This window comes from Plantibacter sp. Leaf1 (assembly GCF_001421315.1).
In the GTDB taxonomy this organism is placed as follows: Bacteria; Actinomycetota; Actinomycetes; order Actinomycetales; family Microbacteriaceae; genus Plantibacter.
The window spans coordinates 337,683-362,108 of sequence record NZ_LMJX01000003.1 but is presented as its reverse complement, the minus strand read 5'-3'; the positions used below and the strand labels follow the sequence as shown (position 1 = coordinate 362,108).

Annotated in this window: 23 protein-coding genes; 10 read left to right on the top strand and 13 right to left on the bottom strand. The window is 70.1% G+C overall.

Going from position 1 to position 24,426, the window contains the following annotated elements; translation table 11 throughout:
- Positions 1-50: 50 nt before the first annotated feature.
- The 3 genes from ASE44_RS15535 to ASE44_RS15525 form a co-directional block, all read right to left on the bottom strand.
- Positions 51-386: an Lsr2 family protein gene (locus ASE44_RS15535; protein WP_056012632.1), complete on the bottom strand. Its 336-nt coding sequence runs from the start codon at positions 384-386 to the stop codon at positions 51-53.
- Between the two features lie 209 nt (positions 387-595).
- Positions 596-1,876 carry a P-loop NTPase gene (locus ASE44_RS15530; RefSeq protein WP_056781721.1) on the bottom strand — a complete coding sequence of 427 codons (1,281 nt, stop codon included), beginning with the start codon at positions 1,874-1,876 and terminating at the stop codon, positions 596-598.
- A complete protein-coding gene (locus tag ASE44_RS15525) occupies positions 1,876-2,499 on the bottom strand; it encodes a hypothetical protein (RefSeq protein ID WP_056012638.1) in 624 nt (207 codons plus the stop codon). Before ASE44_RS15525 ends, ASE44_RS15530 begins: the two co-directional genes overlap by 1 nt.
- 219 nt (positions 2,500-2,718) lie before the next feature.
- Here ASE44_RS15525 and ASE44_RS15520 point away from each other — a divergent pair, with 219 nt between their 5' ends.
- The gene (locus tag ASE44_RS15520; RefSeq protein WP_056012641.1) at positions 2,719-3,015 is read left to right on the top strand and encodes a helix-turn-helix domain-containing protein; all 297 of its coding nucleotides are present in this window, start codon (positions 2,719-2,721) and stop codon (positions 3,013-3,015) included.
- Positions 3,016-3,048: 33 nt separating this feature from the next.
- Here the strand turns inward: ASE44_RS15520 and ASE44_RS15515 are convergent, their stop codons facing one another.
- Positions 3,049-3,639, bottom strand: a complete 591-nt coding sequence (locus ASE44_RS15515; RefSeq protein ID WP_056781720.1) for a hypothetical protein — start codon at positions 3,637-3,639, stop codon at positions 3,049-3,051.
- A gap of 159 nt (positions 3,640-3,798) precedes the next feature.
- Here ASE44_RS15515 and ASE44_RS15510 point away from each other — a divergent pair, with 159 nt between their 5' ends.
- Positions 3,799-4,299, top strand: coding sequence for an Rv3235 family protein (locus ASE44_RS15510; protein WP_082456144.1), 501 nt, complete (start codon positions 3,799-3,801; stop codon positions 4,297-4,299).
- Between the two features lie 83 nt (positions 4,300-4,382).
- Here ASE44_RS15510 and secA read toward each other — a convergent pair whose 3' ends face one another.
- Positions 4,383-7,229, bottom strand: coding sequence for a preprotein translocase subunit SecA (gene secA / locus ASE44_RS15505; RefSeq protein WP_056781718.1), 2,847 nt, complete (start codon positions 7,227-7,229; stop codon positions 4,383-4,385).
- 226 nt (positions 7,230-7,455) lie between these two features.
- Between secA and ASE44_RS15500 the strand changes: the two genes are divergently transcribed.
- Complete coding sequence (locus ASE44_RS15500) at positions 7,456-8,076, top strand: PadR family transcriptional regulator (protein WP_056781717.1); 621 nt, start codon at positions 7,456-7,458, stop codon at positions 8,074-8,076.
- On the opposite strand, the gene hpf is transcribed toward ASE44_RS15500, so the two are convergent.
- From hpf to mtrA, 5 genes are all read right to left on the bottom strand, one after another.
- Positions 8,051-8,695 carry a ribosome hibernation-promoting factor, HPF/YfiA family gene (hpf, locus tag ASE44_RS15495; RefSeq protein WP_056012652.1) on the bottom strand — a complete coding sequence of 215 codons (645 nt, stop codon included), beginning with the start codon at positions 8,693-8,695 and terminating at the stop codon, positions 8,051-8,053. The two genes, ASE44_RS15500 and hpf, sit on opposite strands and share 26 nt — an antisense overlap.
- A gap of 140 nt (positions 8,696-8,835) precedes the next feature.
- Positions 8,836-9,357: a ComF family protein gene (locus tag ASE44_RS15490; protein WP_056781715.1), complete on the bottom strand. Its 522-nt coding sequence runs from the start codon at positions 9,355-9,357 to the stop codon at positions 8,836-8,838.
- A 272-nt stretch (positions 9,358-9,629) separates the two neighbouring features.
- Positions 9,630-11,363 carry an LpqB family beta-propeller domain-containing protein gene (locus ASE44_RS15485; protein ID WP_056781714.1) on the bottom strand — a complete coding sequence of 578 codons (1,734 nt, stop codon included), beginning with the start codon at positions 11,361-11,363 and terminating at the stop codon, positions 9,630-9,632.
- Positions 11,356-13,047, bottom strand: coding sequence for an MtrAB system histidine kinase MtrB (mtrB, locus tag ASE44_RS15480; RefSeq protein ID WP_056012659.1), 1,692 nt, complete (start codon positions 13,045-13,047; stop codon positions 11,356-11,358). The genes ASE44_RS15485 and mtrB overlap by 8 nt, the downstream gene beginning before the upstream one ends.
- Positions 13,048-13,053: 6 nt before the next feature.
- Positions 13,054-13,737: an MtrAB system response regulator MtrA gene (mtrA, locus tag ASE44_RS15475; protein ID WP_056012662.1), complete on the bottom strand. Its 684-nt coding sequence runs from the start codon at positions 13,735-13,737 to the stop codon at positions 13,054-13,056.
- Positions 13,738-13,900: 163 nt separating this feature from the next.
- On the opposite strand from mtrA, the gene ASE44_RS15470 reads away from it, so the two are divergent.
- Genes ASE44_RS15470 through ASE44_RS15450 form a run of 5 tightly spaced genes read left to right on the top strand, consistent with a single transcriptional unit; the run spans position 13,901 to position 19,552 of the window.
- Positions 13,901-15,379 carry a hypothetical protein gene (locus ASE44_RS15470; protein ID WP_056781712.1) on the top strand — a complete coding sequence of 493 codons (1,479 nt, stop codon included), beginning with the start codon at positions 13,901-13,903 and terminating at the stop codon, positions 15,377-15,379.
- Positions 15,376-16,044 carry a DUF4129 domain-containing protein gene (locus ASE44_RS15465; protein ID WP_056012667.1) on the top strand — a complete coding sequence of 223 codons (669 nt, stop codon included), beginning with the start codon at positions 15,376-15,378 and terminating at the stop codon, positions 16,042-16,044. The genes ASE44_RS15470 and ASE44_RS15465 overlap by 4 nt, the downstream gene beginning before the upstream one ends.
- On the top strand, positions 16,041-17,258 hold the full coding sequence (locus ASE44_RS15460) for a DUF4350 domain-containing protein (protein WP_056781710.1): 1,218 nt from the start codon (positions 16,041-16,043) through the stop codon (positions 17,256-17,258). The genes ASE44_RS15465 and ASE44_RS15460 overlap by 4 nt, the downstream gene beginning before the upstream one ends.
- Positions 17,255-18,244 (top strand): MoxR family ATPase, encoded by a 990-nt coding sequence (locus ASE44_RS15455; protein WP_056781708.1) that lies wholly within the window; start codon positions 17,255-17,257, stop codon positions 18,242-18,244. Before ASE44_RS15460 ends, ASE44_RS15455 begins: the two co-directional genes overlap by 4 nt.
- On the top strand, positions 18,245-19,552 hold the full coding sequence (locus tag ASE44_RS15450) for a DUF58 domain-containing protein (protein WP_056781706.1): 1,308 nt from the start codon (positions 18,245-18,247) through the stop codon (positions 19,550-19,552).
- Between the two features lie 50 nt (positions 19,553-19,602).
- Here ASE44_RS15450 and ASE44_RS15445 read toward each other — a convergent pair whose 3' ends face one another.
- Positions 19,603-20,469, bottom strand: a complete 867-nt coding sequence (locus ASE44_RS15445; protein ID WP_056781704.1) for a LysR family substrate-binding domain-containing protein — start codon at positions 20,467-20,469, stop codon at positions 19,603-19,605.
- 99 nt (positions 20,470-20,568) lie between these two features.
- Here ASE44_RS15445 and ASE44_RS15440 point away from each other — a divergent pair, with 99 nt between their 5' ends.
- Positions 20,569-20,964 carry a DUF5997 family protein gene (locus ASE44_RS15440; RefSeq protein WP_056012681.1) on the top strand — a complete coding sequence of 132 codons (396 nt, stop codon included), beginning with the start codon at positions 20,569-20,571 and terminating at the stop codon, positions 20,962-20,964.
- Positions 20,965-20,967: 3 nt separating this feature from the next.
- Here ASE44_RS15440 and ASE44_RS15435 read toward each other — a convergent pair whose 3' ends face one another.
- On the bottom strand, positions 20,968-21,963 hold the full coding sequence (locus tag ASE44_RS15435; protein WP_056013428.1) for a stage II sporulation protein M: 996 nt from the start codon (positions 21,961-21,963) through the stop codon (positions 20,968-20,970).
- A 67-nt stretch (positions 21,964-22,030) separates the two neighbouring features.
- Between ASE44_RS15435 and ASE44_RS15430 the strand changes: the two genes are divergently transcribed.
- Entirely contained in the window at positions 22,031-22,891 is an 861-nt protein-coding gene (locus tag ASE44_RS15430; protein ID WP_056781702.1) for an RDD family protein, read from the top strand.
- Positions 22,892-22,913: 22 nt separating this feature from the next.
- Here the strand turns inward: ASE44_RS15430 and ahcY are convergent, their stop codons facing one another.
- Complete coding sequence (gene ahcY / locus ASE44_RS15425) at positions 22,914-24,404, bottom strand: adenosylhomocysteinase (protein WP_056012687.1); 1,491 nt, start codon at positions 24,402-24,404, stop codon at positions 22,914-22,916.
- Positions 24,405-24,426 lie beyond the last annotated feature (22 nt).

The window sequence follows — 24,426 nt, the reverse complement described above, 5'->3', positions numbered from 1 at the left end:
CGGCGCCCGGACCACGGGGGTGGACCGAGCGCCGTGTCAGGTGCGGGACGTCAGTTGGCGGCGCGGTATGCGTCCTGGACGGCCTGCGGGATGCGTCCACGAGAGGAGACGGCGTGCCCGTTCTTCGCGGCCCACTCGCGGATCGCCGCGAGGTTCTCCGCACTGTTCCGCGTGCTCGTGCCCGAGGTGCGACGGCCACGCTTGACCGGACGTCCGGCGCCGATGAACGGCTTCAGCGATTCGCGGAGGTTCTTCGCATTGTCGGAACCGAGGTCGATCTCGTATTCGGTTCCGTCGATGGCGAACCGCACGGTCTCGCCCGCGCCGGCGGCGAGTTCACTGCCGTCGAGATCATCGATGTAGGTGGTGGTGACTTTCTGAGCCATGGGGGTCCTCCTGAAACAATCCGTGGTGAATCCGACGGTTATTCAATCATAACGAGCCGTCGCAGACGATTACGAATTGCCGCGCGATACCCATTGAATACATCACCCAACGGATAACGGAATCGACTCCCGAAACAATGCAGATGAATATATCGGGGTGCGCTGCATATTCGGGTGTTCACCTGGATATGTATTGGGCGACACTCCCGCTATTCACGGCGCCGTGTCCGCTCGATCGCACGGCGGCGACCGCGGGTGCGTCGGAGCGACCGCCGACCCCGGCCACGGTCGCGGCCTCGCGATGTCGCCGGATGGTCCTCCAGCTCTGCGGAGACGAAGCGGCGCAGCGCTGTGGGGAGCGCGCCACGCGGCGCCTGGTCGCGGAGGCACTGCCCGGCGATGACGGCGGCGTCCACCACCCGCTGATCCTCGGGGAGGAGTGCCGCCGCCTCGATCCCGCCGAAGCGGGAGAGCGTCGAAGCCAGCTGGCCGGCCGGCCCGGTACCGAGCGCGACGCTGCGCAGCCGGTTCACCACGACGGAGATCCTGGTCGGATCGACGAGTTCGACGAGTTCCGCGTGCCCGCGGAGGAGTCGCGTGATCCCGACGGGGTCCGCGGCCCCGACCTCGACCACGCGGTCGGCGGAACCGAGCACCGCGAACGCCGCACCGTTCCGACGCGGAGCGAAGAGGTCGCTCGAGATCTCCTCGTCCGCCTCCAGACAGAACGCCGTGTCGACGACGACGTCGTCCATCCACTCGCGGCACCGCTCCAGGGTCGTCGCGACGCGCTCGGTCGAGAGCTCGGGCCAGCGCGCTGCACGCGAGATGCCGGTGAGCACGCGGAACGCACCGGACGGCGACGTATGCACCACCGCGATGCGCTCGAGCTGTTCGATGTCGAGCGCACCACTGCCGGCCAGGCGACAGGCGGCAGCGAACCCTGGTGCCTCGTCGAGGAGCCCCAACATGGTCGCGACGGACGAGCCGTAGGTGTCGGCATCGACGAGCAGGACGCGTCGACCGCGCGCCGCGAGCTCGCTCGCGATGCCGGCGGCCACCGTCGTCGTGCCCGGCGAACCCGCCGAGCCCCACACGGCGATCACCCGACCCGCTGCCGGTTCCGGCACACGACGGTCGGCGTCACCGAGCTCGATCGGAGCGATGCTCCGCTCGAGCTCCTCCGCATCCACCGGCAGGAGCACGACGTCCACGAGCCCGAGCCCGGTGGCCTGGCGACGCTCCGCTTCACCCGAGGCGAGCGCCACGACTCGGGTTCCGACCCGGTCGGCGGTGTCGATGAGTTCCGCCCGAAGGCCCGCGGCGGCGGGTGAGACCAGGAGCACCTCGACGGGCGACCCCGTCGCCAGACGGTCCTCGAGTTCGGCCGCGTCGTGGCAGCGCCACGCGACCCGGTGTCCGAGATCGAGCATCGTCGCGAGGATCTCGCCCTCGACGCGCGGGTCGAGGGCGAGGCCGACCCGCAGCATCAGTGGCCGCCGGGTTCGGTCGGGACCACCGAGAGCAGGTGCGCCGCCGCGGTGGCGGCGAGGACCGTCGCCACCGCGGATCTGGGGACCGCGAGTTCGAGGGCGACCGAGCCACCCCTCGCCAGGAACCCCTCGTCCTCGCTCGCGCGGACGACGGTCGCCGCCGATACCAGCACTTCGGGGACCCCGTACCCGTCGCCCTCGGGTGCCGCAGCCCAGAGGTCGACCACCGTCCCCCGGACGATGTCGGCGCTGAGCCTGCCCGCCGGTTCGACCACGAGGGTGGTCACGCCCACGGCGTCCGCCTCACCCAGGGCCGCGAGCGGTACGAGCTCCCCGGCCGCGATCGTCCGGGTGACGACGGCGTCGTCCGGCGGAGCCCCCTGCGCCCCCAGGTAGCCCTCCTCGACCGCGCCGAGACGGGTGTCGATGACGCGCAGGGACGAGCGGTCGAGCGGGGTCCCCGGGGTCAACGTCTCCGACGCCGCGTAGACCGGCACCGTGCGACTGGAGGTCGTCACGAGCCACCACACACCGACGATCGACGCCACGACGAGCATCACGCCGACGAGGAACCGCGGGTCCACCCAGACCCGCGAGCGCGACCAGCTCCGACTGCGCATCGGATCCGCACTGCCGGGACCCCCACCGGGACGCGGTCTCCCGTCGGCCCTCGTGCCCGCCGACTCCACGCCCGGGCCTCGTTCGATTCCCCGCACCGTCTCCTCCTTCGTCGGCACACCATGCGCCGTCTCCGCCCCATGCTGCCGAGTGCGCAGTGGGTGCCGTCGAAGTTATCCACAGACCTTCGGGTGCCGATCGCACGAGAGGATAATCGAGGAATGGAACTGCAGCGCGACCCGGCCCCGCTCGGCCGCTTCCTCACCGTCAGCGACGCGGCGGAGGTGCTGAACGTGTCGGCGGCGGAGATCGCCGGGCTCATCGAGACCGGCGAACTGCCCGCGATCCGGGTCGGCCGCAGCGGTCCATGGCGGATCGAGTTCTCGGCACTCGAGGCCTTCATCTCGGGTCGGTACGAGGAGGCGCGTCGTGCAGGGCTCTGGCACGAGGCCCAGTTCACCGAGCTGTCGGAGTTCTCCGGCGCCCCGACGCTCCGGCCGGTCCTTCCCTTCAGCTGACGCCGGCCCGGGCCCCGACCGGCTGCGATCGCGTCAGTCCGCCCGCTCGACGACGACGAGTTCCGAGAACGCGATGAGACGGATCTGCTCGACGTCACGCGTGCGCCTGACGGAGCCGGGCTCGTGCACGGCGAGGTCGAGATGGTCGCGTCCGACGCGGTCGATCGTCCCGGACCATCGACCGGAGCGCGTGCGCACGAAGACGCCGGAGCGTCGGCGAGCCAGGTCGCGCAGGAGGAAGGCGATCGTGAGGCGGTCGAGCAGCCGCGGCTCGTGGGAGGCGACCTCGTCGAGACTCCAGTCGACCTGCGTCTGGGTCAACGCGACCGCCGCGACGGCCGAGAGCGGCACGATGACCTCCTGCCGATCCCGCGTTCCGACACTGGCCTGTAACCAGTCCTTGCCCACGCTCCGCACGCGGAGCCGCCACGTACTCCCGTCGACGAGCTCGACGACCAGCGCTTCGTCGGTGCCGAGATCGGTCTGCAGGGCGAGGACGCGGTCTCGGACCGTGAGCCGACCGCGTCGGAGCCGCTCCGCCTCCAGCCGCACACCGGCGTCGTCGGCCTCGAGCTCGTCGTCGAGCTGGCCGGCGAGATCGTCGAACAGGCTGTCCCAACGCATACGCCGACGCTAGTGCGCCGACCGCCCAGGCGTCGCGAGTTCTCCACAGCGAGGAACCACTCGGGGAAGTGCTGGACATCGGATCTCTGGCATGGTTAGTTTAACATTCCACATACGGTCGCCCCACTCCGGTCGGCCGTTCGACCCCTCGGAGGCCCCATGACCATCGCTGCACGGCATGACGACGACGAGTCCGCGGCGCGCCCGGCGCGCCTCCGGCCGACCGGTCCGCTCCCGGAGCGTCGCACCAGGGAGCCTCGCTCCGTCATCCGCCCGGGGAGCGACGAGTTCTTCGGACACCAGCCCGCACCCCGGGCCGAGCTCCCCGACCCACGGCCGCTCCTCGAGAACCTCACCCGCAGCGTCATCGAGGTCATCGCCGGAGCGCGCGACCTCACGCAGCTCGCTCGCTGGATCACGGCCGACGTGCACACCGTCCTGCTGAAGCGGGTCATCCTCGCCGAACGAGCCCGACGCGTCCGCGGCGTCCCGGGGAGCGTCCCCCTCATCTCGATCGGCACCGTCACCGTCACGGAACCGCGGGACGGCGTCGTCGAATCCGTCGTCATGGTGCACGGGCGCGCCAGATCCCGCGCGGTCGCCATCCGACTCGAGGGCCTCGACGGCCGGTGGCGAGCCACCTCCGTCAGCGTCCTCTGAGCCCAGGCGACCGCTCCTCGTCACGACGAAGCCCTCCGGACCGATGACTCCTGGTCCGGAGGGCTTCGTCGTGAGCGGAGCGACTACTTCTTCTTGCCCTGCTTGCGTCGGTCGGAACGGTTGCTGGGGGCCGCGGGCGCCGCGTCGGACTGCTGCCCGAACGCCCCGCGCGTCGCCTTCGCCGACGGCGTGGACTTCGCCGACGGCGTGGACTTCGTCGCCGGAGCGCCCTCACCGGCGGTGCCACCGGCCTGCTGCAGGCGTTGAGCGCGCTCGGTGGCCGCCTTCTCGATCTGCCCGCGCTGGTTGCGCACCTCGACGCCGCCCTGCTCGCTCGGCGCGGAGTAGCTCAGCTTCTCGGTGTCGGGCGTCTCCTGCGTCAGGCCCTTGGCCGTGATCGCCGGTGCTGCGGCACCCGAATCGACCTCGCCGTTCACCTCGACCTCGAGGTTGAACAGGAATCCGACGCTCTCCTCGCGGATCTGCCCCATCATCTGCTGGAACATCGCGTATCCCTCGCGCTGGTACTCGACGAGCGGGTCACGCTGCGCCATGGCACGGAGGCCGATGCCGTCCTTCAGGTAGTCCATCTCGTAGAGGTGGTCGCGCCAACGGCGGTCGATCACCTGGAGCACGACCCGACGCTCGAGTTCGCGCATCGCGGGGGCCCCGAGGGACTCCTCACGGTTGGTGTACGCCAGCTTCGCGTCGGACAGGATCTCGCGGCGCATGAAGTCGCGGTTGATCCGCCCCTTCGCTCCGGCCTCCTGGACCACCTCGTCGATCGTCAGACCCACCGGGTACAGGGTCTTGAGCTCGGCCCACAGGGCATCGAAGTCCCAGTCGTCGCCGTTCCCCTCACCGGTGTGCTCGTCGAGCACGTCGTCCACGACGCTCTCCAGGAACTGCTGTGCGCGGTCGTGGAGGTCGTCGCCCTCCAGGATGTGGCGGCGGTCGGAGTAGATCGCCTCGCGCTGGCGGTTGAGGACGTCGTCGTACTTGAGCACGTTCTTCCGGATCTCGGCGTTGCGCGCCTCGACCTGGGACTGAGCGCTGCGGATCGCGCGACTCACGATCTTCGATTCGATCGCCAGGTCGTCCGGGACGTTCTGACGGCCCATGAGGCTCTCGGCAGCGCCGGCGTTGAACAGGCGCATGAGGTCGTCGGTGAGCGACAGGTAGAAGCGGCTCTCGCCGGGGTCTCCCTGACGTCCGGAACGACCACGGAGCTGGTTGTCGATGCGGCGGGACTCGTGGCGCTCGGTGCCGAGGACGTAGAGGCCACCGGCTTCGATCACCTTGTCGGCCTCGACCTTGACCGCGGCCTTGACCTCCGTGAAGACCTCGTCCCACGCCGCCTCGTACTCCTCGGGCGTCTCGATCGGGCTGAGACCCTTCGCGTTCATCTCGGCGACGGCGAGGAACTCCGCGTTGCCGCCGAGCATGATGTCGGTTCCACGTCCGGCCATGTTGGTGGCGACGGTGACCGAGCCGAGTCGACCGGCCTGGGCGATGATCGCGGCCTCACGCGCGTGGTTCTTCGCGTTGAGGACCTCGTGCTTCACACCCTTCTTGGCGAGGAGCCGAGACAGGTACTCGCTCTTCTCGACGCTCGTCGTGCCGACCAGCACCGGCTGGCCCTGCTCGTGCCGCTCGACGATGTCCTCGACGACCTGCGCGAACTTCGCCTCCTCGTTCTTGTAGACGAGGTCGGACTGGTCGATGCGCTGCATCGGACGGTTCGTCGGGATGGGTACGACGCCGAGCTTGTAGGTCGACATGAACTCCGCCGCCTCGGTCTCGGCCGTACCGGTCATGCCGGAGAGCTTCTCGTAGAGCCGGAAGTAGTTCTGGAGCGTCACCGTGGCGAGCGTTTGGTTCTCCGCCTGGACGGCGACGCCCTCCTTGGCCTCGATCGCCTGGTGGATGCCCTCGTTGTAGCGTCGGCCGACGAGGATACGACCCGTGTGTTCGTCGACGATCAGCACCTCGCCGTTCATCACGACGTAGTCCTTGTCCTTCTTGAAGAGGGCGCGGGCCTTGATCGCGTTGTTCAGGAACGAGATGAGCGGGGTGTTGGCGGACTCGTAGAGGTTGTCGATGCCGAGGTAGTCCTCGACCTTCTCGATACCGGGCTCGAGCACGCCGACGGTGCGCTTCTTCTCGTCGACCTCGAAGTCCTCGCCGGGTTCGAGTCGGACCGCGAGCCGAGCGAACTCCTGGAACCAGCGGTTGGCCTCGCCTGAGGCCTTGCCGGAGATGATGAGCGGGGTGCGGGCCTCGTCGATGAGGATGGAGTCGACCTCGTCGACCACGGCGAAGAAGTGGCCGCGCTGCACCATGTCCTTGGCCTGCCAGGCCATGTTGTCGCGCAGGTAGTCGAAGCCGAACTGGTTGTTCGTGCCGTAGGTGATGTCGGCGGCGTATTGCTCGCGCCGCTGCTCCGGCGTCTGGCCCTCGACGATCACGCCGGTCGTCATGCCGAGCGCACGGAAGACGCGGCCCATGATCTCCGACTGGTACGACGCCAGGTAGTCGTTCACCGTGACGATGTGGACGCCCTTGCCGGCGATCGCGTTGAGGTACGCCGGGAGGGTCGCGACGAGCGTCTTGCCCTCACCGGTCTTCATCTCGGCGATGTTGCCGAGGTGCAGGGCGGCACCACCCATGATCTGGACGTCGAAGTGACGCATGCCGATCGTGCGACGCGCTGCTTCGCGCACCGCCGCGAACGCCTCGGGGAGGAGGTCGTCGAGGGTCTCGCCGTTCTCGAAGCGCTCACGCAACTCGACGGTCTCGCTCTTCAGCTCCTCGTCGCTCAACTCCGTGAAGTCGTCCTCGAGGGCATTGACCGCCTTCGTGAGGCTGGTCAGCTTCCGGAGGATGCGACCTTCGCCGACGCGAAGGATCTTCTCAAGTGGTGAGGCCACGAATTGCTCTCCATTACGTGTTCCTGATCTCCACCCGGGTCGACTGACCTGGACGGACGGGGTGCACCAGAACGGGGCAGTCCTCTCAACATGTTAGCGGTGAGTCGCTTGAGTGGACCCTGTGTATCGGCCGTCCGCCGGTGTCCTCGGAGCGCCGCCGGCCCGCGCGACGGTCCGGTCAGTAGGCTGGTCGCACCATACGGCGTAGGTATATGTGGGAGGTTCGATGTCCGTCAAACACGGTCTCCTCGCGATCCTCGCCTCAGGCGACGACTACGGGTACCGGCTGCGTGCGGAGTTCGACCGCCGGACGACACCGACGACGGCGCTCAACGTCGGCCAGGCCTACGCGACCCTCGATCGACTGGAGCGCGACGGGCTCGTCGAACGTGCGGCGGTGAACGGGCAGGGTCACGTCTTCTACCGGATCACGACTGCGGGTCTGGCCGTCCTCGACGCCTGGTGGTCGACACCGGTCACCACGGGCGCCTCACGGGACGAGCTCCCGAACAAGGTCGCGCTCGCGGCGTCGTTGCGCGGGGTCGACGCCCACGGCGTCATCGCGGTGCAGCAGGCCTGGACCCTCGACCTCGCCCAGGACCTCGACACCGCACTCGCCGCCCTCCCGCCGACTCCGCAGGGCGACATCGCGTGGATCGGCCTGGACGCGCGGCGCCGCCGCGCCGCCGCGGAACTCGAGTGGCTCGCGGCGACGTCGGCACGACTGCGCGCGCGCGACCCCGCCTTCGACGTCGGGACCGACACACCACGACGCGGTCGCCCGGCGAACCGGGCGACCGCGTCGGCGGATGGAGCTGGCGTTACTTCGAGCCGTCCTCGAGGCTGATCACGCCGTAGTCCCAGCCCTTCCGGCGGTACACGACGCTCGCGCGCTCCGAGGCGGCGTCGATGAACAGGAAGAAGTCGTGACCGACGAGTTCCATGCGGTCCACCGCCTCCTCAAGGCTCATCCACTCGGCGGGGAACTCCTTCGTGCGGATCACGACGGGCGAGTAGGCCTCGGGTTCCTCGTCCTCCCGGGTCAGCGTCGCGACGCTCCCGGTCGCGACCTGCTCGATGAGCTCGGGTGCCGCAGGGGTGATGTCGACCCCGCTGAAGCCCTCGCTGCTCGCCGCGTGCAGGGACGTCCGGTGCTTGCCGCGGTGTTCCTGCTTGCGGTCCTTGGACCGGCGGACGCGCTCGAGCATGCGGGCGATCGCCAGGTCGAAGGCGACGTACTTGTCGGAGCCGGTCGACTCCGCCCGGACCAGCGGCCCGGGTCCCACGAGCGTGAGCTCCACGCGATCCTCACCCTTGCGACCGTTGGCGTCGTTGTGGCGGGACACCTTGATGTCGAGCGACTGCGCCTGCTCGACCAGGTGGGCGACCTTCTCCGCCTTCTCGGTCGCGTACTCGCGGAACCGATCGGTGATGCCGAGTCCAAGTCCGACGATGTTGATATCCACGTTCGACCTCCTCATCCGGCTGACCACCCGGTCTCGGGCGGTCTTTCGCGCCGTTCTGCCACCGTAGTGCCCGATGCTGCGGAAGTCATCAGCAGAGTTCGGCGTGTGTTCACCCGACGGCCGTCCGGGACCTCGATCGTTCACCCGTCGACCCGGGCGAGCGCGACGACACCGGCGACGACCCCGCCCGCCGCGTGGACCGCGCGGACCGCCTCCGCGACGGTGGCACCGGTGGTGACGACGTCCTCGACGAGGAGGAACCGACGATCGGCGAGCGTCTCACGAGCGACCAGCGCGCCCTCCAGGTTCGCGAACCGCTCCGCGCGGCCGAAGTCGCGTTGATCGGCCGGCTCCCTGGCCCACCGGAGCGGTCGGCGCGGGCGGGCACCGAGACGACGGACGATCCGCTCCACCGGATGGAAGCCCCGCTCCCGCGCAGCGCGTCGTCTGGCCGGGATGGTCGCGATCTCCGGGGCGACGCCGTCCGAAGCCCGCGCCGCCTCGACCATGGCGAGCCGGAACGCGGGTTCCAGTGCTGCGGCCAGGGGCCGGACGAGCCCGACCCGTGCGTCCTCCTTGTACGCGAGCAGGACCGCGCCGACCAGCGCGTCGTATCGACGCGCGGCGAGCCCCGGGATACCGCCCGGGCAGGACCAGCGCACCCCGGCGTCTGACCCGGGTCCACCCGGTGCACACAGACGGGTACGACACGGGTCGCAGAGGCCTCGATCGGGAGACCCGCAACCGGCGCACACCACGGGCACGAGCAGCGACCAGGCGTCGAGACAGGCCGCTCGGGTCGCGACGACAGCCGCCTGTCTGTCGAAGGTGAAGGTCATCCTCCGATGATCCTGCGCCACTGCGCCGTCGCGGATCAGGATCGGTCGAGGAGGCACGCCGGAGGGTGTGGCGGCAGGGTGTGGAGTGCGGTCGCTCAGTCGGGCGAACCCAGCTGCGTCGCGATGAACCGGACGTCGCCGCCCGCTTCCTGCCAGCTCGATCCCCGTGGGAGCAGGAGCCGGCCGTCGCTCGTGAGGGCCCGCAGCTGGGTGAGCCCGTTCCCGCCGACGAGCGTCGTCACGTTCGCCAACGGCGGCACCGGCGCCGAGCGCCCACCGATCTGCTGCGTGAGGATCGTCGTCTGACCGTCGCCGTCGAGCAGCACGGCGACGGTGATGTCGTCGACCCAGGTGACGGTCTTCGCCTCCGAGGACATCACGCGGAGCTCGACCGGGTCGCCGAGTCGCAGCGGCGCGTTCCGGTCGCCCCGGATGATCGCTGCGGCCACGAGCCGGGACTGGGTCCCGTCCCTGAGGAGGGCGACCAGACGGGTCCCCTCCCTGGAGATCTGGATCGAGTCGATCGTGGACGCTCCCGTCCAGCTCGTGGTGACCTGGACCGTGCCGCCGGCGGCATCGTGCGCGAGCAGAGCCGTGGGCGCGGAGGCCGGGACGGTCCAGGTGAAGCCGAACGGGTCCATCGTCGGCGGCAGCAGCCCCGGCCGGTCGTCGACGAGCCGGACGTCGCCGTCCGCCTGGACGACCGTGACACCCGCCGCGGACCGCGCCGCCGCCTGGTCGTGGTCGGCCGAGAGCACCGCAGCGTCCGCTCCGGCCGCGACGACCGCCGCCGAGATCCCGGGCACCGTCTCGATCCCGTCACCTGAGGCGAAGCCGAACTCGTCGCCGCGCTGCACGAGCGCCCTGGGATCGACGCGCGGGGCGGTGAGGGTCAGCGGCGACACCGTCTGGGTGGAGTTGCCGACCACGGTGATCGCGACGTTCGAGACCGCCGCGACACCGCCCACACTGCCGGACAGCTGCACGAGACTGCTCGTCAGCTGGAGCTGCATCCGCTGGAGGGTGACGGCGTCGGCCTGCAGGGCCGGTTTGGTCAGGTCCACGCGGGCGGTACCCGCCTCGACCGGGACCGCGTCGCTCGTGAGTGACGTCCCCTCGGGGAACGCCGTCGCGACCGCGCCCTTCAACCACTCCGCGGGCCCGTCGAGCAACGCCCCGACGATCCTCGTGGCTGTGGAGGCTCTGGACGGGAACCACCGCTGGTCCGGCACGAGTCGGCTGTAGCTCGGGTCGAAGTAGCTCAGCGAATACGCCGCGAAGACGTCGGCGAAGGTCGAAGCTTCGAGCACGATGCCGGGTGGAGCGGACGCGATACGCCACTCCCCCCGCACCTGGATGAACCCGTACGTCCAGCTGAGCGGCGAGGAGTTCGCCGATTCGCGGTACTCGCCGCGGTCGTCCACCGCGGCCACGGGGCTGACCGTCAACTGCACCGCATCCGCGACGGGCGCGAAGGTCCGCCCACCCTGGTCGATCGTCACGCCCGCGTCGGGATCCCAGTCGGACCTGAGCTCCGGCGCGAGGAACTCGCGAGCGATCTCGTAGTTGTTCTGGGGGCTCGCGGCCGCGTCGACGAAACCGCGCAGGATCTGCTCCTGGGTCGCGCCCTCCGTCGGGCCTGGCGCGATGAAGTTGACGTCCACATCGCCATCGCTACCCCCGACGGTGCCGCCGTCCTGCACCGAACCGCCGCGCGGGATGCCGGCGCAGGCGGAGAGGACGACGACGAGCAGTACCGGGAGGGCGGCGGCGGCGAAACGGCGCGCGACGGATCGTCGGCGCCCAGGTCGTGCGGAGCGGTCAGGCACGTGGATCCTCCTCATCGTCGTCGGGCGAGGTCACCGTCTGGAGCGAGCGCGTCGTCGGGGCGGTCAGCTCGTCGACGATGGACTCGATCGCGTCGTCCGGGGGCAGGCTGATCGGCGATCGGACGATGTCCGTCCCCGGCTCGCGTGGGATCGTGAGGCGGAAGGACGAACCGCCCGCCGGCTCCGACCAGACCTCCAGCCAGCCCTCGTGGAGGATCGCGTCCTCGAGCGAGATGGCGAGCCCGAGGCCCGTTCCACCGATGGTCCGTTTGCGCGACGGGTCCGCGCGCCAGAAGCGGTCGAAGACCCGCTCCGTCGCCTCAGGGGTCATCCCCTGGCCGTAGTCCCGGACGGCGATGGCGACCGAGGACTCGTTGCTGTCGACCGACACCACGATGGGTTTCCCTTCGCCGTGCTCGATGGCGTTGCCGATGAGGTTGCGCACGATCCGCCGGATGCGGCGCGGGTCCATCGGGACCGCCGAGTATCCGCCGGGCGCGACGATGCGGAGATCCGACCCGGTCGGCTCCGCGAGGGGTCGCAGCTCGTCCACGACCTCCTCGGCGAGATGGACGAGGCTCGTCGGTTCCAGGTCGAGCTCGATGCTCCCCGCGTCGTACCGGCTGATCTCGAGCAGGTCGGCGAGCAGGATCTCGAACCGGCCCACCTGATCGTGCAGGAGCTCCGCCGTCCGCTCCGTCGCCGGGGGGAAGGAGTCCCGCTGGTCGTAGAGCACGTCGCCGGCGAGCCGGATCGTCGTGAGCGGCGTGCGCAGCTCATGCGAGACGTCCGAGACGAAGCGCTGCTGCACGAGCGAGAGCTCGGCCAGTTCCTTGATCTGTTTCTGCATGCTCGCGGCCATGCCGTTGAAGGACCTGGCGAGCGTGGCGAGCTCGTCCTCGCCCTTCTCCGGCATACGCACGTCGAGGTCACCACCGGCGAGGCGTTGGCTCGTCTCGGCGGCGGAGCGGATGGGCGTCGCGACGAACCGGACGATGAACCACGCGGCGCCGCCGACGAGGATCATCAGGCCGACACCGGCGAGGAACAGGGTGCGTTGGACGAACCCAAGCGTCTGCTCCGACTCGTTCAGGTCGTACCCGAGATAGATCTCGTACGACCCCGCGGTCGGCATCGACACCTCCGAACCGACGACGATGCCGGCGGTCGACGAGCCGTCCGCGGTGGTCAGGGTGACCGACTGCCACTGGAGCGTGTCCGGATCGGCTCGGACCGCCTCCGTGAGCTCGTCCGAGATCACACCGCCGGCGAGCCCCGGTGACTCGAAGCCCGGCGGCGTCACCTGGCTGAAGTCCTGGCCAGGAGCGCGGTAGGCCGCGATCAGGCTGCTGCCGGACGTGGTCTGGAGGTCGGTCCGCACCGTGCCCATCAGCTGCTGCAGGGCGACCCGCTCGCTGGCGTCCGAGGCGTCGAGGATGCTCTGCGCCGAGGCGATGGCACGACTGGAACCGGCGAGCGCCTGCTGCAGCCGGGACTGGAAGAGGTCGTTCCCGATGCTGAAGGAGAGGTAGGCGCCGGTCAAGAGGATGGCGAGTCCTGACAGCCCGACGGTGATGGCGACGGTCCGGAATTGCAGCGAGCGCCGCCACTGCGAGCGCAGTTGCTGCGGCCACGTCCGCCAGAGACGCCAGTCGGCCGCCCAGCCGGCGAGTCGGGAGGCCATGTCGGATCAGCCGGTGACGGCGCCGGCGCGGTACCCGACGCCGCGGACCGTCATGACGATCTTGGGGTTGTCCGGGTCTTCCTCGACCTTGGCGCGGAGCCGTTGCACGTGCACGTTCACCAGCCGGGTGTCGGCCTTGTAGTGGTAGCCCCACACCTGCTCGAGCAGCATCTCGCGGGTGAAGACCTGCTGCGGCTTGCTCGCGAGGGCGAGCAGGAGGTCGAACTCCAGCGGGGTGAGGCCGATGACCCCGTCGGCCCGACGGACCTCGTGGCCGGCGACGTCGACGGTGAGGTCGCCGATGCGGAGCGTCTCGGCGAGGTCGGCGGCCGGGGCGCGCAACCGCGTGCGGATCCTGGCCACGAGCTCCTTCGGGTTGAAGGGCTTGACCATGTAGTCGTCGGCTCCGGATTCGAGGCCTTTGACCACGTCCGCGGTGTCGGACTTCGCGGTCAGCATGATCACGGGGACGCCGGACTCCTGCCGGATGAGGCGACAGACCTCGATCCCGTCGATACCGGGCAGCATGAGGTCGAGCAGGACGAGGTCGGGCTTCGTGTCGCGGAACGCCTGGAGCGCGCCGCTGCCGTCCGCGCAGAACGACGGTTCGAAACCCTCGGTGCGCAGGACGATGCCGATCATCTCGGCGAGTGCGGTGTCGTCGTCGACGACGAGGATGCGTGCGTTCATAGCTCCGTCTCGGGTGTGACCGGCCGGCCGCGCTGCCTGACCGGTGTCCTTACGTCTCGCCTCAGCGTAGTCGAACTGTCCCCCGGAACCGCCGAAGGTCCGGTCGCGGACCGGCCCGGTGTGACAACATGGAGGGGTTCGAGACGGCGAGGGGGTGCTGCTGATGGACGGTGGACAGCGAGCCGGGGGCGAGATGGGCGATGAGAGTCAGCGCCCGTGGACGAACCCCGAGGAACCACGGCGACCGGAGGAGTCGGCACCGCCGCCACCCCGACAGACACCGCAGCAGCCCGGGTACCCGCAACCCTTCGGATACCCGCAGCAGCAGCCCGGATACGGCCAGCAGCAGGCCTACGGCCAGCAGCCCGGATACGGCCAGCAGCAGGCCTACGGCCAACAGCCGGGGTATGGGCAGCAGCAGGGGTATGGCCAACAGCCGGGTTACGGACAACAGGCTCCGTACGGACAACAGCCTCCGTACACCCAGCCGTCCGCCCCCTCTCACCAGCCCGGCTACGGCGCGCCTCAGGCTGCCCCGAGCGCCGGCTACGACGCGAACCCCTACGCGAACGCCGCGCAGTGGGCCCCCGGTCCCCAGCAGGGCTGGGCACCCCCGCCCAAGCCGGGACTCATCCCGCTCCGCCCGCTGTCGTTCAGCGACCTCTTCGGCGCCCCCTTCCTCGTCCTGCGCCGGAACCCGAAGGCGACGTTCGGGAGCGCACTGCTCTTCCAGGGCCTCACCGCGGTCCTCTCCCTCGTCATCGTGGGCCTCGTCGCCTGGCTCTCGTTCAGTCGGCTGTCGCAGGCGGCCCCCGGCGAAGAGGACACCATCGGTGCCGGCGGGATCACGGCGATCATCCTCTCCTCGCTCATCCCGATCGCGGTCTCGATCGCCGGGAGCGCGATCCTGCAGGGCATCATCGCCCAGGAGGTCGCCCGCGGCACCCTCGGCGAGAAGCTGCCGCTCGGGGTCCTCTGGCGTCGCACCAAGAAGCGCTTCCTCCCGCTCATCGGCTACACCTTCCTCCTCATCGGCGTCGTCACCGTCTTCATCGCCGTCGCAGTCGGCCTCGGCTTCGTCCTCACCGGACTCGGCGGCAGAGCCGGCGTGGTCCTGACCGTGGTCATGGCGATCGCGGCGCTCCTGGTACTGGTCGTCGCATCGGCCTGGTTGGGGACGAAGTTCTCCCTCACACCGAGCATCATCGTCCTGGAGAACAGTCGGGTGGTCCCCGCGCTGGCGCGCTCGTGGCGCCTGACCGACGGCTACTTCTGGCGGACGTTCGGCGTCCAGTTCCTCGTCTCCTCCGTCGTCAGCGTCGCCTCGCAGGTCGTCGCGACGCCCATCAGTCTGCTCGCGAGTTTCGTGCCCGTGATCCTCGTCGGTGTCGACTCCGAAGCGACGATGATCGTGGCCACCATCGCCGCTCAGGGCCTGTCCCTGCTCGTCTCCGTCATCATCGGCGCGATCACCGTCGTCGTCATCAGCGCCACCTCCGCCGTGATCTACATCGACCTGCGCATGCGGAAGGAGGGCCTCGACCTCGATCTGGCCCGGTTCGTGGAGGCCCGGTCCGGAGGCCGCGAGGCGGTCGACAACCCCTTCGACCTCGCAGCCGCCGGGGGTAAAGCACCCCGATGAACCCGTTGGTCCTCACCTCGCGACTCGACGTCCCGCTCGTCCCGGACGCTCCAGGCGCACGTGACCTCCTGCAACGCGAGCTGTCGAAACCCGAGTACCAGACGGCGCAACCGTCCCTGTGGGACATCATCTCGAAGGCCTTCTGGGATTGGGTCAACTCCCTCCGGGTGCCAGGAGACGGACCGTTCACCGGGCTGTTCCCGATCATCGCGATGACGGTGGTCGTCGTCGGCATCGTGATCGCGTTCATCGTGTGGGGCGTGCCGCGCATCAACCGGCGGAGCACCCGGCAGCTGGACCTGTTCGGCGAGCGCGACGACCGCACCGCCGATCAGCTGCGCCGCGATGCGAGGACGGCGGCCGGCGCCGGCGACTGGACCGTCGCACTCCAGGAGCTCTACCGAGCCATCGCCCGTGGGCTCTCCGAGCGGACGATCGTGGTGGTGTCCCCCGGCACCACGGCACACGGCTTCGCGGCCCGGGCGGCGGCGGCGTTCCCCGCCGAGGGACGCGCGCTCGAGCGGGCGGCGGACGTCTTCGACGCCGTCCGGTACCTCGCTGCGACCGGCACCGAGGAGCAGTACCGCGAGCTCGAGGCCTTGGACGCCCGACTCGCCACGGCGGCCCCCGCCTTCCTCGCCGAGCCGGAGGGCGTCCTGCGGTGACCCTCACGACGAAGCCCGCTGCCGAGCAGCAGCCCGAACCCGACGTCGCCACGCCGCGGCTCCGCACGAGACTGCGACGGAGCCGGTTCTGGATCGTCGCGGCGGTGTTCGCGATCGGTGTCGCGCTCGTGCTCATGTTCGCGACGCGCGGCGCCTCCATCGACGCCGCCCTGCTGAGCCCCGGCAACCAGACCCCGAACGGCGGTCGGGCGCTCGCCCAGGTCCTCCGCCAGGAGGGGGTCACCGTGAGTGAGACGACGACTCTCGACGCGACGCTCCAAGCCGTCGAGGACTCGGAGAGCACGGTGCTGTACTTCGATCCGACCGGTCTGCTGGACGCAGCGCAGCTCGTGCGGCTGAGCGACGCCGACGCTCGACTCGTGGTGGTCACGCCGCGCGCGTCGGTGCTCCGCGTCCTCTTCCCAGGGGTGTCGTTCGCCGGCAGCGTCGACGCCTCCGAAGTCCTCCGAGCGGACTGCGCAGACGACACCGCCGACCGCGCCGGGTCGGTCACCGGCGGTTGGACCCTGTACACGTCGACGGACGCCGACACCGAGGGGTGCTTCACCGCGGATTCCGGCGGGAGCGCGGTGATCACGCAGGACGACGGCGAACGGGTGCTGCTCGGCTCCGCGGACGCGCTCACGAACGACGCCGTCGACCGAGCCGGGAACGCGGCGCTGGCCCTCGGCCTACTCGGTGGCACCGAGCAGCTGGTCTGGTACCTCCCGAGCCTCGCCGACGTGCCCGTCACGGGCCCGCCGAGCCTCGACGAACTGACCCCGAGCTGGGTCGCCGGGGTCACGGGCACCGTCGTCATCACCGCGATCCTCGCCATGATCTGGCGCGGACGCCGGTTCGGCCCACTCGTCATCGAGGACCTGCCGGTGGCGGTCCGGGCGAGCGAGACGATGGAGGGGCGTGCGCGGCTCTACCAGCGCTCCGCGAACCGACGGCGTGCACTCGACGCGCTCCGCATCGGCACCGTCTCCCGACTCGCCGTCGCCACGGGGCTCTCCCGTCACGCCTCGGTCGTCGAGGTCGCCGACACGGTCGCGGGCATCGCCGGCCTCGACCCCAGACACGTCCGCGCCGTCCTCCTCGACGCCGAACCGACGAGTGACGCCGACCTCGTCAGCCTGTCCGATCACCTGCTCGATCTCGAAGCCGCCGTCGCGCGCGCCACGGACCTCACCGGAAGGAACCATCCATGACCGACGCCCCAGCGCCCGGAACCACCACCCCGAGCCCCGACGACCTCCGCCGAGCACTCGCCCAGGTGCGCGTCGAGGTCGGCAAGGCCGTCGTGGGACAGGACGCCGCCGTCACCGGCCTCGTGATCGCGCTGCTCGCGAAGGGACACGCGCTCCTCGAAGGTGTGCCGGGTGTCGCCAAGACGCTGCTCGTCCGATCGCTCAGTCACGCCCTCAGCCTCGACACCAAGCGGGTGCAGTTCACCCCCGACCTGATGCCGGGCGATGTCACCGGATCGCTCGTCTACGACGCGAAGACCGGCGAGTTCGAGTTCCGCGAGGGCCCCGTCTTCACGAACATCCTCTTGGCCGACGAGATCAACCGGACGCCCCCGAAGACCCAGTCCGCGCTGCTCGAGGCCATGGAGGAACGCCAGGTCAGCGTCGACGGCCGCTCGCTGCCGCTCCCCGACCCGTTCATCGTCGCCGCCACGCAGAACCCGATCGAATACGAGGGCACCTACACGCTCCCGGAGGCGCAGCTCGACCGGTTCCTCCTGAAGCTCGTGCTCGACGTTCCGGAACGGGACGTCGAAGTCGAGGTGCTCCGCCGCCACGCCGCCGGGTTCAGTCCCCGGGACCTGGCCGCCGCGGGTGTCACCCCCGTGATGGGAGCCGCCGAGCTCCGTGCCGCACAGGTGGAGGTCGGGCGGGTCGGTGCCAGCGCCGACGTCCTCGCCTACGTCGTCGACCTCGCCCGCGCGACACGACGCAGCCCCTCCGTCCGGCTCGGCGTCAGTCCCCGCGGGACGACGGCGCTGCTGGCGTCCGCGAAGGCCTGGGCCTGGTTGAGCGGGTATCAGTCGATCACCCCGGACCACGTGCAGACCATGGTCCTGCCCGTCTGGCGCCACCGGATGCAGTTGCGACCGGAGGCGGAGCTCGAAGGCGTCTCGGTGGACGCCATCCTGCGGTCGATCATGCAGCAGGTCCAGGTCCCCATCTAGATGGCCGTCACCGGGAGGTTCGTCGCGCTCGTCGCGTTCGGCATCGTGCCGATCGTGGCGGTCGGTGTGCTCACGGGCGACGCGGCCTGGGCGTTCGCCGGATGGCTCGGTCTGGTCGCCGTCCTCGGCGTCCTCGATCTCGTCCTCGCCGGGTCGCCGCGCGAGATCATCCTGCAACGCGCACTCCCGTCGCGGATCCGGCTCGGCGAATCGGCGACGAGCACCCTCCTGCTGACCAACCGCGGTGGCCGTCGGGTGCGCGCCCTCGTCCGGGACGCCTGGCAGCCGTCGGCCGGGGCGCCGACCGCCCGCCTCCGCGTCGACCTCCCGCCCGGCGAGCGGCGGAGCGTCAGCCTCGTGCTCACGCCCTTCCGCCGCGGCGAGCGCCGGGTGTCGCAGGTGACGGTGCGCTCGTTCGGGCCGCTCGGTCTCCTCGCCCGGCAGGCGACGCTCAACAGCCCGGGACACCTCCGTGTGCTCCCGGCGTTCGCGTCTCGGAAGCACCTCCCGAGCCGCATCGCGCGCCTCCGTGAACTCGACGGCGCGACGAGCGTCATGGTGCGCGGTCAGGGCACCGAGTTCGACTCACTGCGCGAGTACGTGCGCGGCGACGACGTGCGATCGATCGACTGGCGGGCGACCGCCAGGCGCGGCGACGTCATGATCCGCACGTGGCGGCCCGAACGCGACCGTCGCGTGGTCATCGTGACCGACACCGGACGGACGTCCGCGGCGCGCATCGTCGACGAGCCGCGCATCGACACCGCGTTCGAGGCGGCGTTGCTGCTGGCGGCGTTGGCGACGAGGGCCGGCGACCGCATCGACTACCTCGCCTACGACCGCCGCGTGCGGGGTCGGGTGCAGGGTGCGACCGGGCCCGAGTTGTTGTCGCGGATGGTCGACGCGATGGCGCTCGTCGACCCGGAGCTCATCGAGACCGACTGGGAAGCGATCCCCGGCCAGGTGAGGCAGATCACGAACCAGCGTGCACTCGTCGTCCTCCAGACGTCGATCGACGCTCCAGGCGCGGCGCGAGGGTTGCTCGCGGTGCTCCCCCAGCTCACGCAGCGCCACACCGTCGTCGTGACGAGTGTCGTCGACCCGGCGACGATCGAGGCGACACGCGACCGCGGCAGCCGCGAAAGCGTCTACCGGGCGGCCTCCGCCGAACGCGCCCTCCTCGACATCGAGCGGGTGTCGGCGGCCATCAGGCAGCTCGGGGCGGATGTGGTCACCGGATCACCGGAGACCTTGCCCCCCGCTCTGGCCGACGCCTACATCGCCCTGAAAGCGTCGGGTCGGCTCTAGGCCGACCTCGCCCGACGGATCACGCGTCGTCGGCGCGGAACCACCTCGAGCTAGCGGCCCTTGCGCTTCTTGCGGCGCTCGCGGGCGAGTGCCTCCTGTTTGACCTTCCGCGCAGCGAGTTGGGCGCCGCGGCTCGTCCCGGCTGCGGTGCCCGGTGTCGAGCCGGCCTTCGGCGCCTTCCGGCGCTTCCCGCTCGGTGGTGGAGGAGGCGTGGCCGGCGTCTCGGCCGGAGCGCTCCGGCGTGAACTGTTCGCCGTCCGACCTCGGACGATGCCGATGAACTCCTCGAGCGCCTCGTCCTCACGGTCCCGACGCCACGCGAGCAGCACCGGCACGGGCGGCAGGTCGACGATCGGGCGGTACTCCACGTCCTTCCGCTGGTGGAGCCTGGCCACCGACTGCGGGACGACGACGATGCCGACCTCGGAGGCCGCGAGCTCGATCGCCGCTTCCGGATCCGAGGTGAGCGGCGTGGCCGGTTCCGCGAACCCGAGAGCGTCCGCCTGGTCCGCCCACCCGAGCACGAGGGGTGCCATGATCAGCTGCTCCTCGGCGAGTGCGGCGGTCTCGACCTCGTCATGCTCACCGAGCGCTGCACCCTTCGCGAACACGACGACGGGGAGCTCCTCGAACAGCGCGATCGTATTGAGGCCCTCGGTGTCGATGGGCACACGCACGAGCGCGACGTCCGCCGCACCCGACCGGAGGACCTCCCGCTGCTCGTCGAGGTCGACGCGGACCAGGCGGAGTTCGTCGTCCGGCCGCCGCTCGTTCCAGATGCGGGCCCACTTCCCGGGATTGACGCCCCGGGCGAACGCGACGGTCAACGCCGGCGTCACGGCTTCGGCGTCCCGATCGACACCGTCGGCATCGATGTCGACGTGGGAATCGTCGCCCTGGTCGTCCTGCCTGTCCATCGAAGCCTCCACTGCTCGGCTTGCCACACTACTGCAGGGCGGTCGGGGGGACGGAGCGATCGGTTGGGGGCGGGCGCTCCGGGGAGGTACGCTGAGCGGATGGGCGCGAGCGAACAGATCATGAAACCGGCAACCGCGGCGAAGAAGCTCGGGGTCTACCTGCCGGCGACGCCGGCGTCGTTCCAGGAGGAGCCCATCACGCGGTCCGCCTTCCTCGAGCTGCAGGCCAACCCGGCCGACTGGTTGGTCGAACTCCGGAAGAACGGCCCGCACCCGCGGGACGTCGTCGCTCGCAAGCTGGGCGTGTCGACCTCGGGTCTCGCTCGCGCTGAGATCACCGAGGCACTGACGACCGAGCAGATCCAAGAACTCCTCCGCACCCTGCCGGCCTGGCTCGTGCAGGAGCGTGCGGTGCACGCCGAGGTCAACGCTGAGAACGCCCGGGTCAACGCCCGGAACGCCGAGCGTCGCGCACGGTCCGAAGCCGGCGAATAAGGCTCAGCCGGCGACGATGCGCTTCGCGCCGGCTTCGAACTCGGCCAGGTCGCCGCGCTCACCCGAGCGGTAGGCGATCCCGCCCAACCAGCACATGTAGAGCAGGAATGCCGCGAGCGCTCCCCCGCCGATGAGCATCTTCACGGCCCACGGCCAGGGAGCTGGGGTCACGAACCCTTCGACCAGCCCGGAGACGAACAGGACGATCACGAGCCCGATGGCGATCGTGAACAGGGACCTGCCCTCCTCGGCGAGCGCCTGCCCCCGCGTCCGCGGTCCCGGAGCGACCCAGGCCCAGAAGATCCGCAAGCCGGCCGCTGCGGCGACGAACACCGCGGTGAGCTCCAGCATGCCGTGCGGGAGGATGTACTCGAAGAAGACGTCGCCCTTGCCGTAGGCGAACATGAGCCCGGCGGCCTGGCCGACACCCTGTGCGTTGGTGACGATGATGTACGGCACCCACACCCCGCTGATCCCGAACGCCACGCACTGCGCGGCGATCCAGGCGTTGTTCGTCCACACCTGACCGGCGAAACTGGCCGCCGGGTTGTTGGAGTAGTAGGCGACGAAATCGTCCTCGACGTACTGCTTGAGCTGCGCGTCCGTGCCGAGGTTCGCCAGGACCTGCGGGTTGCCCGCGATCCACACGGCGTAGAGGGTCGCGATGACGACGGTCGCGACGGCGACGGCGAGGGTCACCCAGCGGACCCGGTAGAGCGCGGCGGGCAGCGCCAGGACGAAGAAGCGCGGAACGCTCGACAGCACGTTGGCGCTCGCCCCGGTGAACCGCAGTCGTGCCCGCGACAGCGAAACGGACAGGCGGTCGCCGACGAGCGTCGACCCGGCCGTCGTCTTGATGGCGGAGAGCTGCGTCGCCCCGGCTTGGTAGCGGTCGATGAGTTCGTCCGCCTCCGGTCCGCTGAAGAAGCGCTGCTTGCCGAGCGCGTCGAGGCGGTCCCATTCCTGACGGTGGGCTGCGGAGTAGGCGTCGAGGTCCATCGGAGCCATGCTACGCGGTGGGGACGCTCCGTGACCGGTGCTCCACGCATCTGCTTGAATGGTCCACATGTCCGAACCGGCCCGGGTCCCCCTGCACGAGTCGTCGGTGGACGACGGCACCGAGCTGATCACCGGTGAGGCGGTCGCTCTGGACGTCCGGCCCACCGGGTTCATCCTGCGGGCCGCCGGCGCACTCATCGACTACGCGGTGTCGATCCTCGTCTTCGTCGGCCTCATGCTGGCGATGTTCTCGTGGCTCCTCTCCGGCGTCGCCATGGACACGGCGATGTTCACCGCGATCGTGCTCGGGCTGACGGTCCTCTGCCTCGTCGTCCTGCCCGCCGCCGTCGAGATCGCCACCCGAGGTCGTTCCCTGGGCAGACTCGCCGTCGGCGCCCGCATCGTCCGTGACGACGGCGGAGCGCCCGGGTTCCGGCACGCGTTCATCCGCGCCCTGACCGGGTACTTCGAGATCTACCTGACCGCCGGCGGGATCGCCGCACTCTCCGGCCTGCTCAGTGCCCGCTCGAAGCGGCTCGGTGACGTCCTCGCCGGGACGTATAGCCAACGCGAACGGATGCCGAGGGTGGTCGAGCCGGTGGCGATGATCCCGGCTCAGCTCGCGCCGTGGGCCGCGGGAGCGGACGTCGCCCGGTTGCCGGATCCACTCGCCCGTCGGGTGACACAGTTCCTCAAGCAGGCGGGCGCCCTGACCCCGGCGACCCGGACCCGACTCGCGGCCGAACTCGCCGCAGAGGTGTCGCGGTACGTCTCGCCGCTCCCGATCGCGCCGCCCGAGGCGTTCCTCGTCGGTGTCTCGGTCGTGCGTCGGGAGCGGGAGTACCAGGCCCAACTCGCCGCCCGCCAGCGGCTGGCCCTGCTGCAGCCGGTGCTGAGCGGACAGCCGCACCGGTTCCCCGACCGCTGAGGCGGGGAACCGGCGAGGCCACTCAGTAGCGGTAGTGGTCGACCTTGTAGGGGCCCTCGACGGACACGCCGATGTAGTCGGCCTGCTCACCCGTCAACGTCGTCAGCTGGACGCCGAGTGCGTCCAGGTGCAGTCGCGCCACCTTCTCGTCGAGGTGCTTCGGGAGCACGTACACGCCGATCGGGTACTCCTCGATCCGGGTCCAGAGCTCGAGCTGCGCGAGCACCTGGTTGGTGAAGGAGTTGCTCATGACGAAGGACGGGTGACCCGTCGCGTTGCCGAGGTTCATCAGGCGACCCTCGCTCAGCACGAGGACGCTGCGGCCCGTCGGCAGACGCCACTCGTGGACCTGCGGCTTGATCTCGATCTTCTCGGCGCCCTCGAGCGCCTCGAGCGAGGCCATGTCGATCTCGTTGTCGAAGTGTCCGACGTTCGAGACGATCGCGAGGTGCTTGAGCGCCAGGATGTGGTCGAGGGTGACGACGTTGAAGTTGCCCGTGCAGGTGACGATGATGTCGACCTCGGAGGCGACGCTCTCGAGCGTCGCGACCTGGTAGCCGTCCATCGCGGCCTGCAACGCGCAGATCGGGTCGACCTCGGAGACGATGACGCGCGCGCCCTGCCCGCGGAGGGCTTCGGCCGCACCCTTGCCGACGTCGCCGTACCCGGCGACGAAGACGACCTTGCCGCCGATGAGCACGTCGGTCGCGCGGTTCAGACCGTCGGGCAGGGAGTGGCGGATGCCGTACTTGTTGTCGAACTTGCTCTTCGTGACCGAGTCGTTGACGTTGATCGCGGGGAAGAGCAATTCCCCCTGCTTCGCCAGCTCGTACAAGCGGTGCACGCCGGTGGTGGTCTCCTCGGTCACGCCGAGGATGTCGGCGGCCACCTTCGTCCATCGATCGGTGCTCCCGGCGAGTGAGCGACGCAGGACGTCGAGCACGATGCTGTACTCGTGGCTGTCGGTCGCCGTCGTCTCAGGGACGGCGCCGGCGAGCTCGAACCGGCGACCCTGGTGGACGAGCATGCTCGCGTCGCCACCGTCGTCGAGGATGAGGTTCGGTCCGGTCCAGTCGGCTCCTGCCGCGGCGGCCTCCGTCGACCAGTCGAAGATCTGCTCGGTGCACCACCAGTACTCCTCGAGGGTCTCGCCCTTCCAGGCGAACACCGGCACACCCGAGGGCGCATCGACGGTGCCGTGCGGTCCGACCGCGACGGCCGCTGCGGCCTCGTCCTGGGTGGAGAAGATGTTGCAGCTCGCCCAACGGACCTGGGCGCCGAGCGCCACGAGCGTCTCGATGAGTACGGCGGTCTGCACGGTCATGTGCAGCGAGCCGGCGATCCGGGCTCCGGCGAGGGGCTGGCTCGCGCCGAACTCCTCTCGAAGGGCCATGAGGCCGGGCATCTCGTTCTCGGCGAGGCGGAGCTGGTGGCGGCCGGCCTCGGCGAGCGACAGATCGGCCACCTTGTACGGGAGGGTGGTCGTGGGGGCGGTCGGTGCGGAAGAACTCATGCAGCCATTCTCGCAGACCACC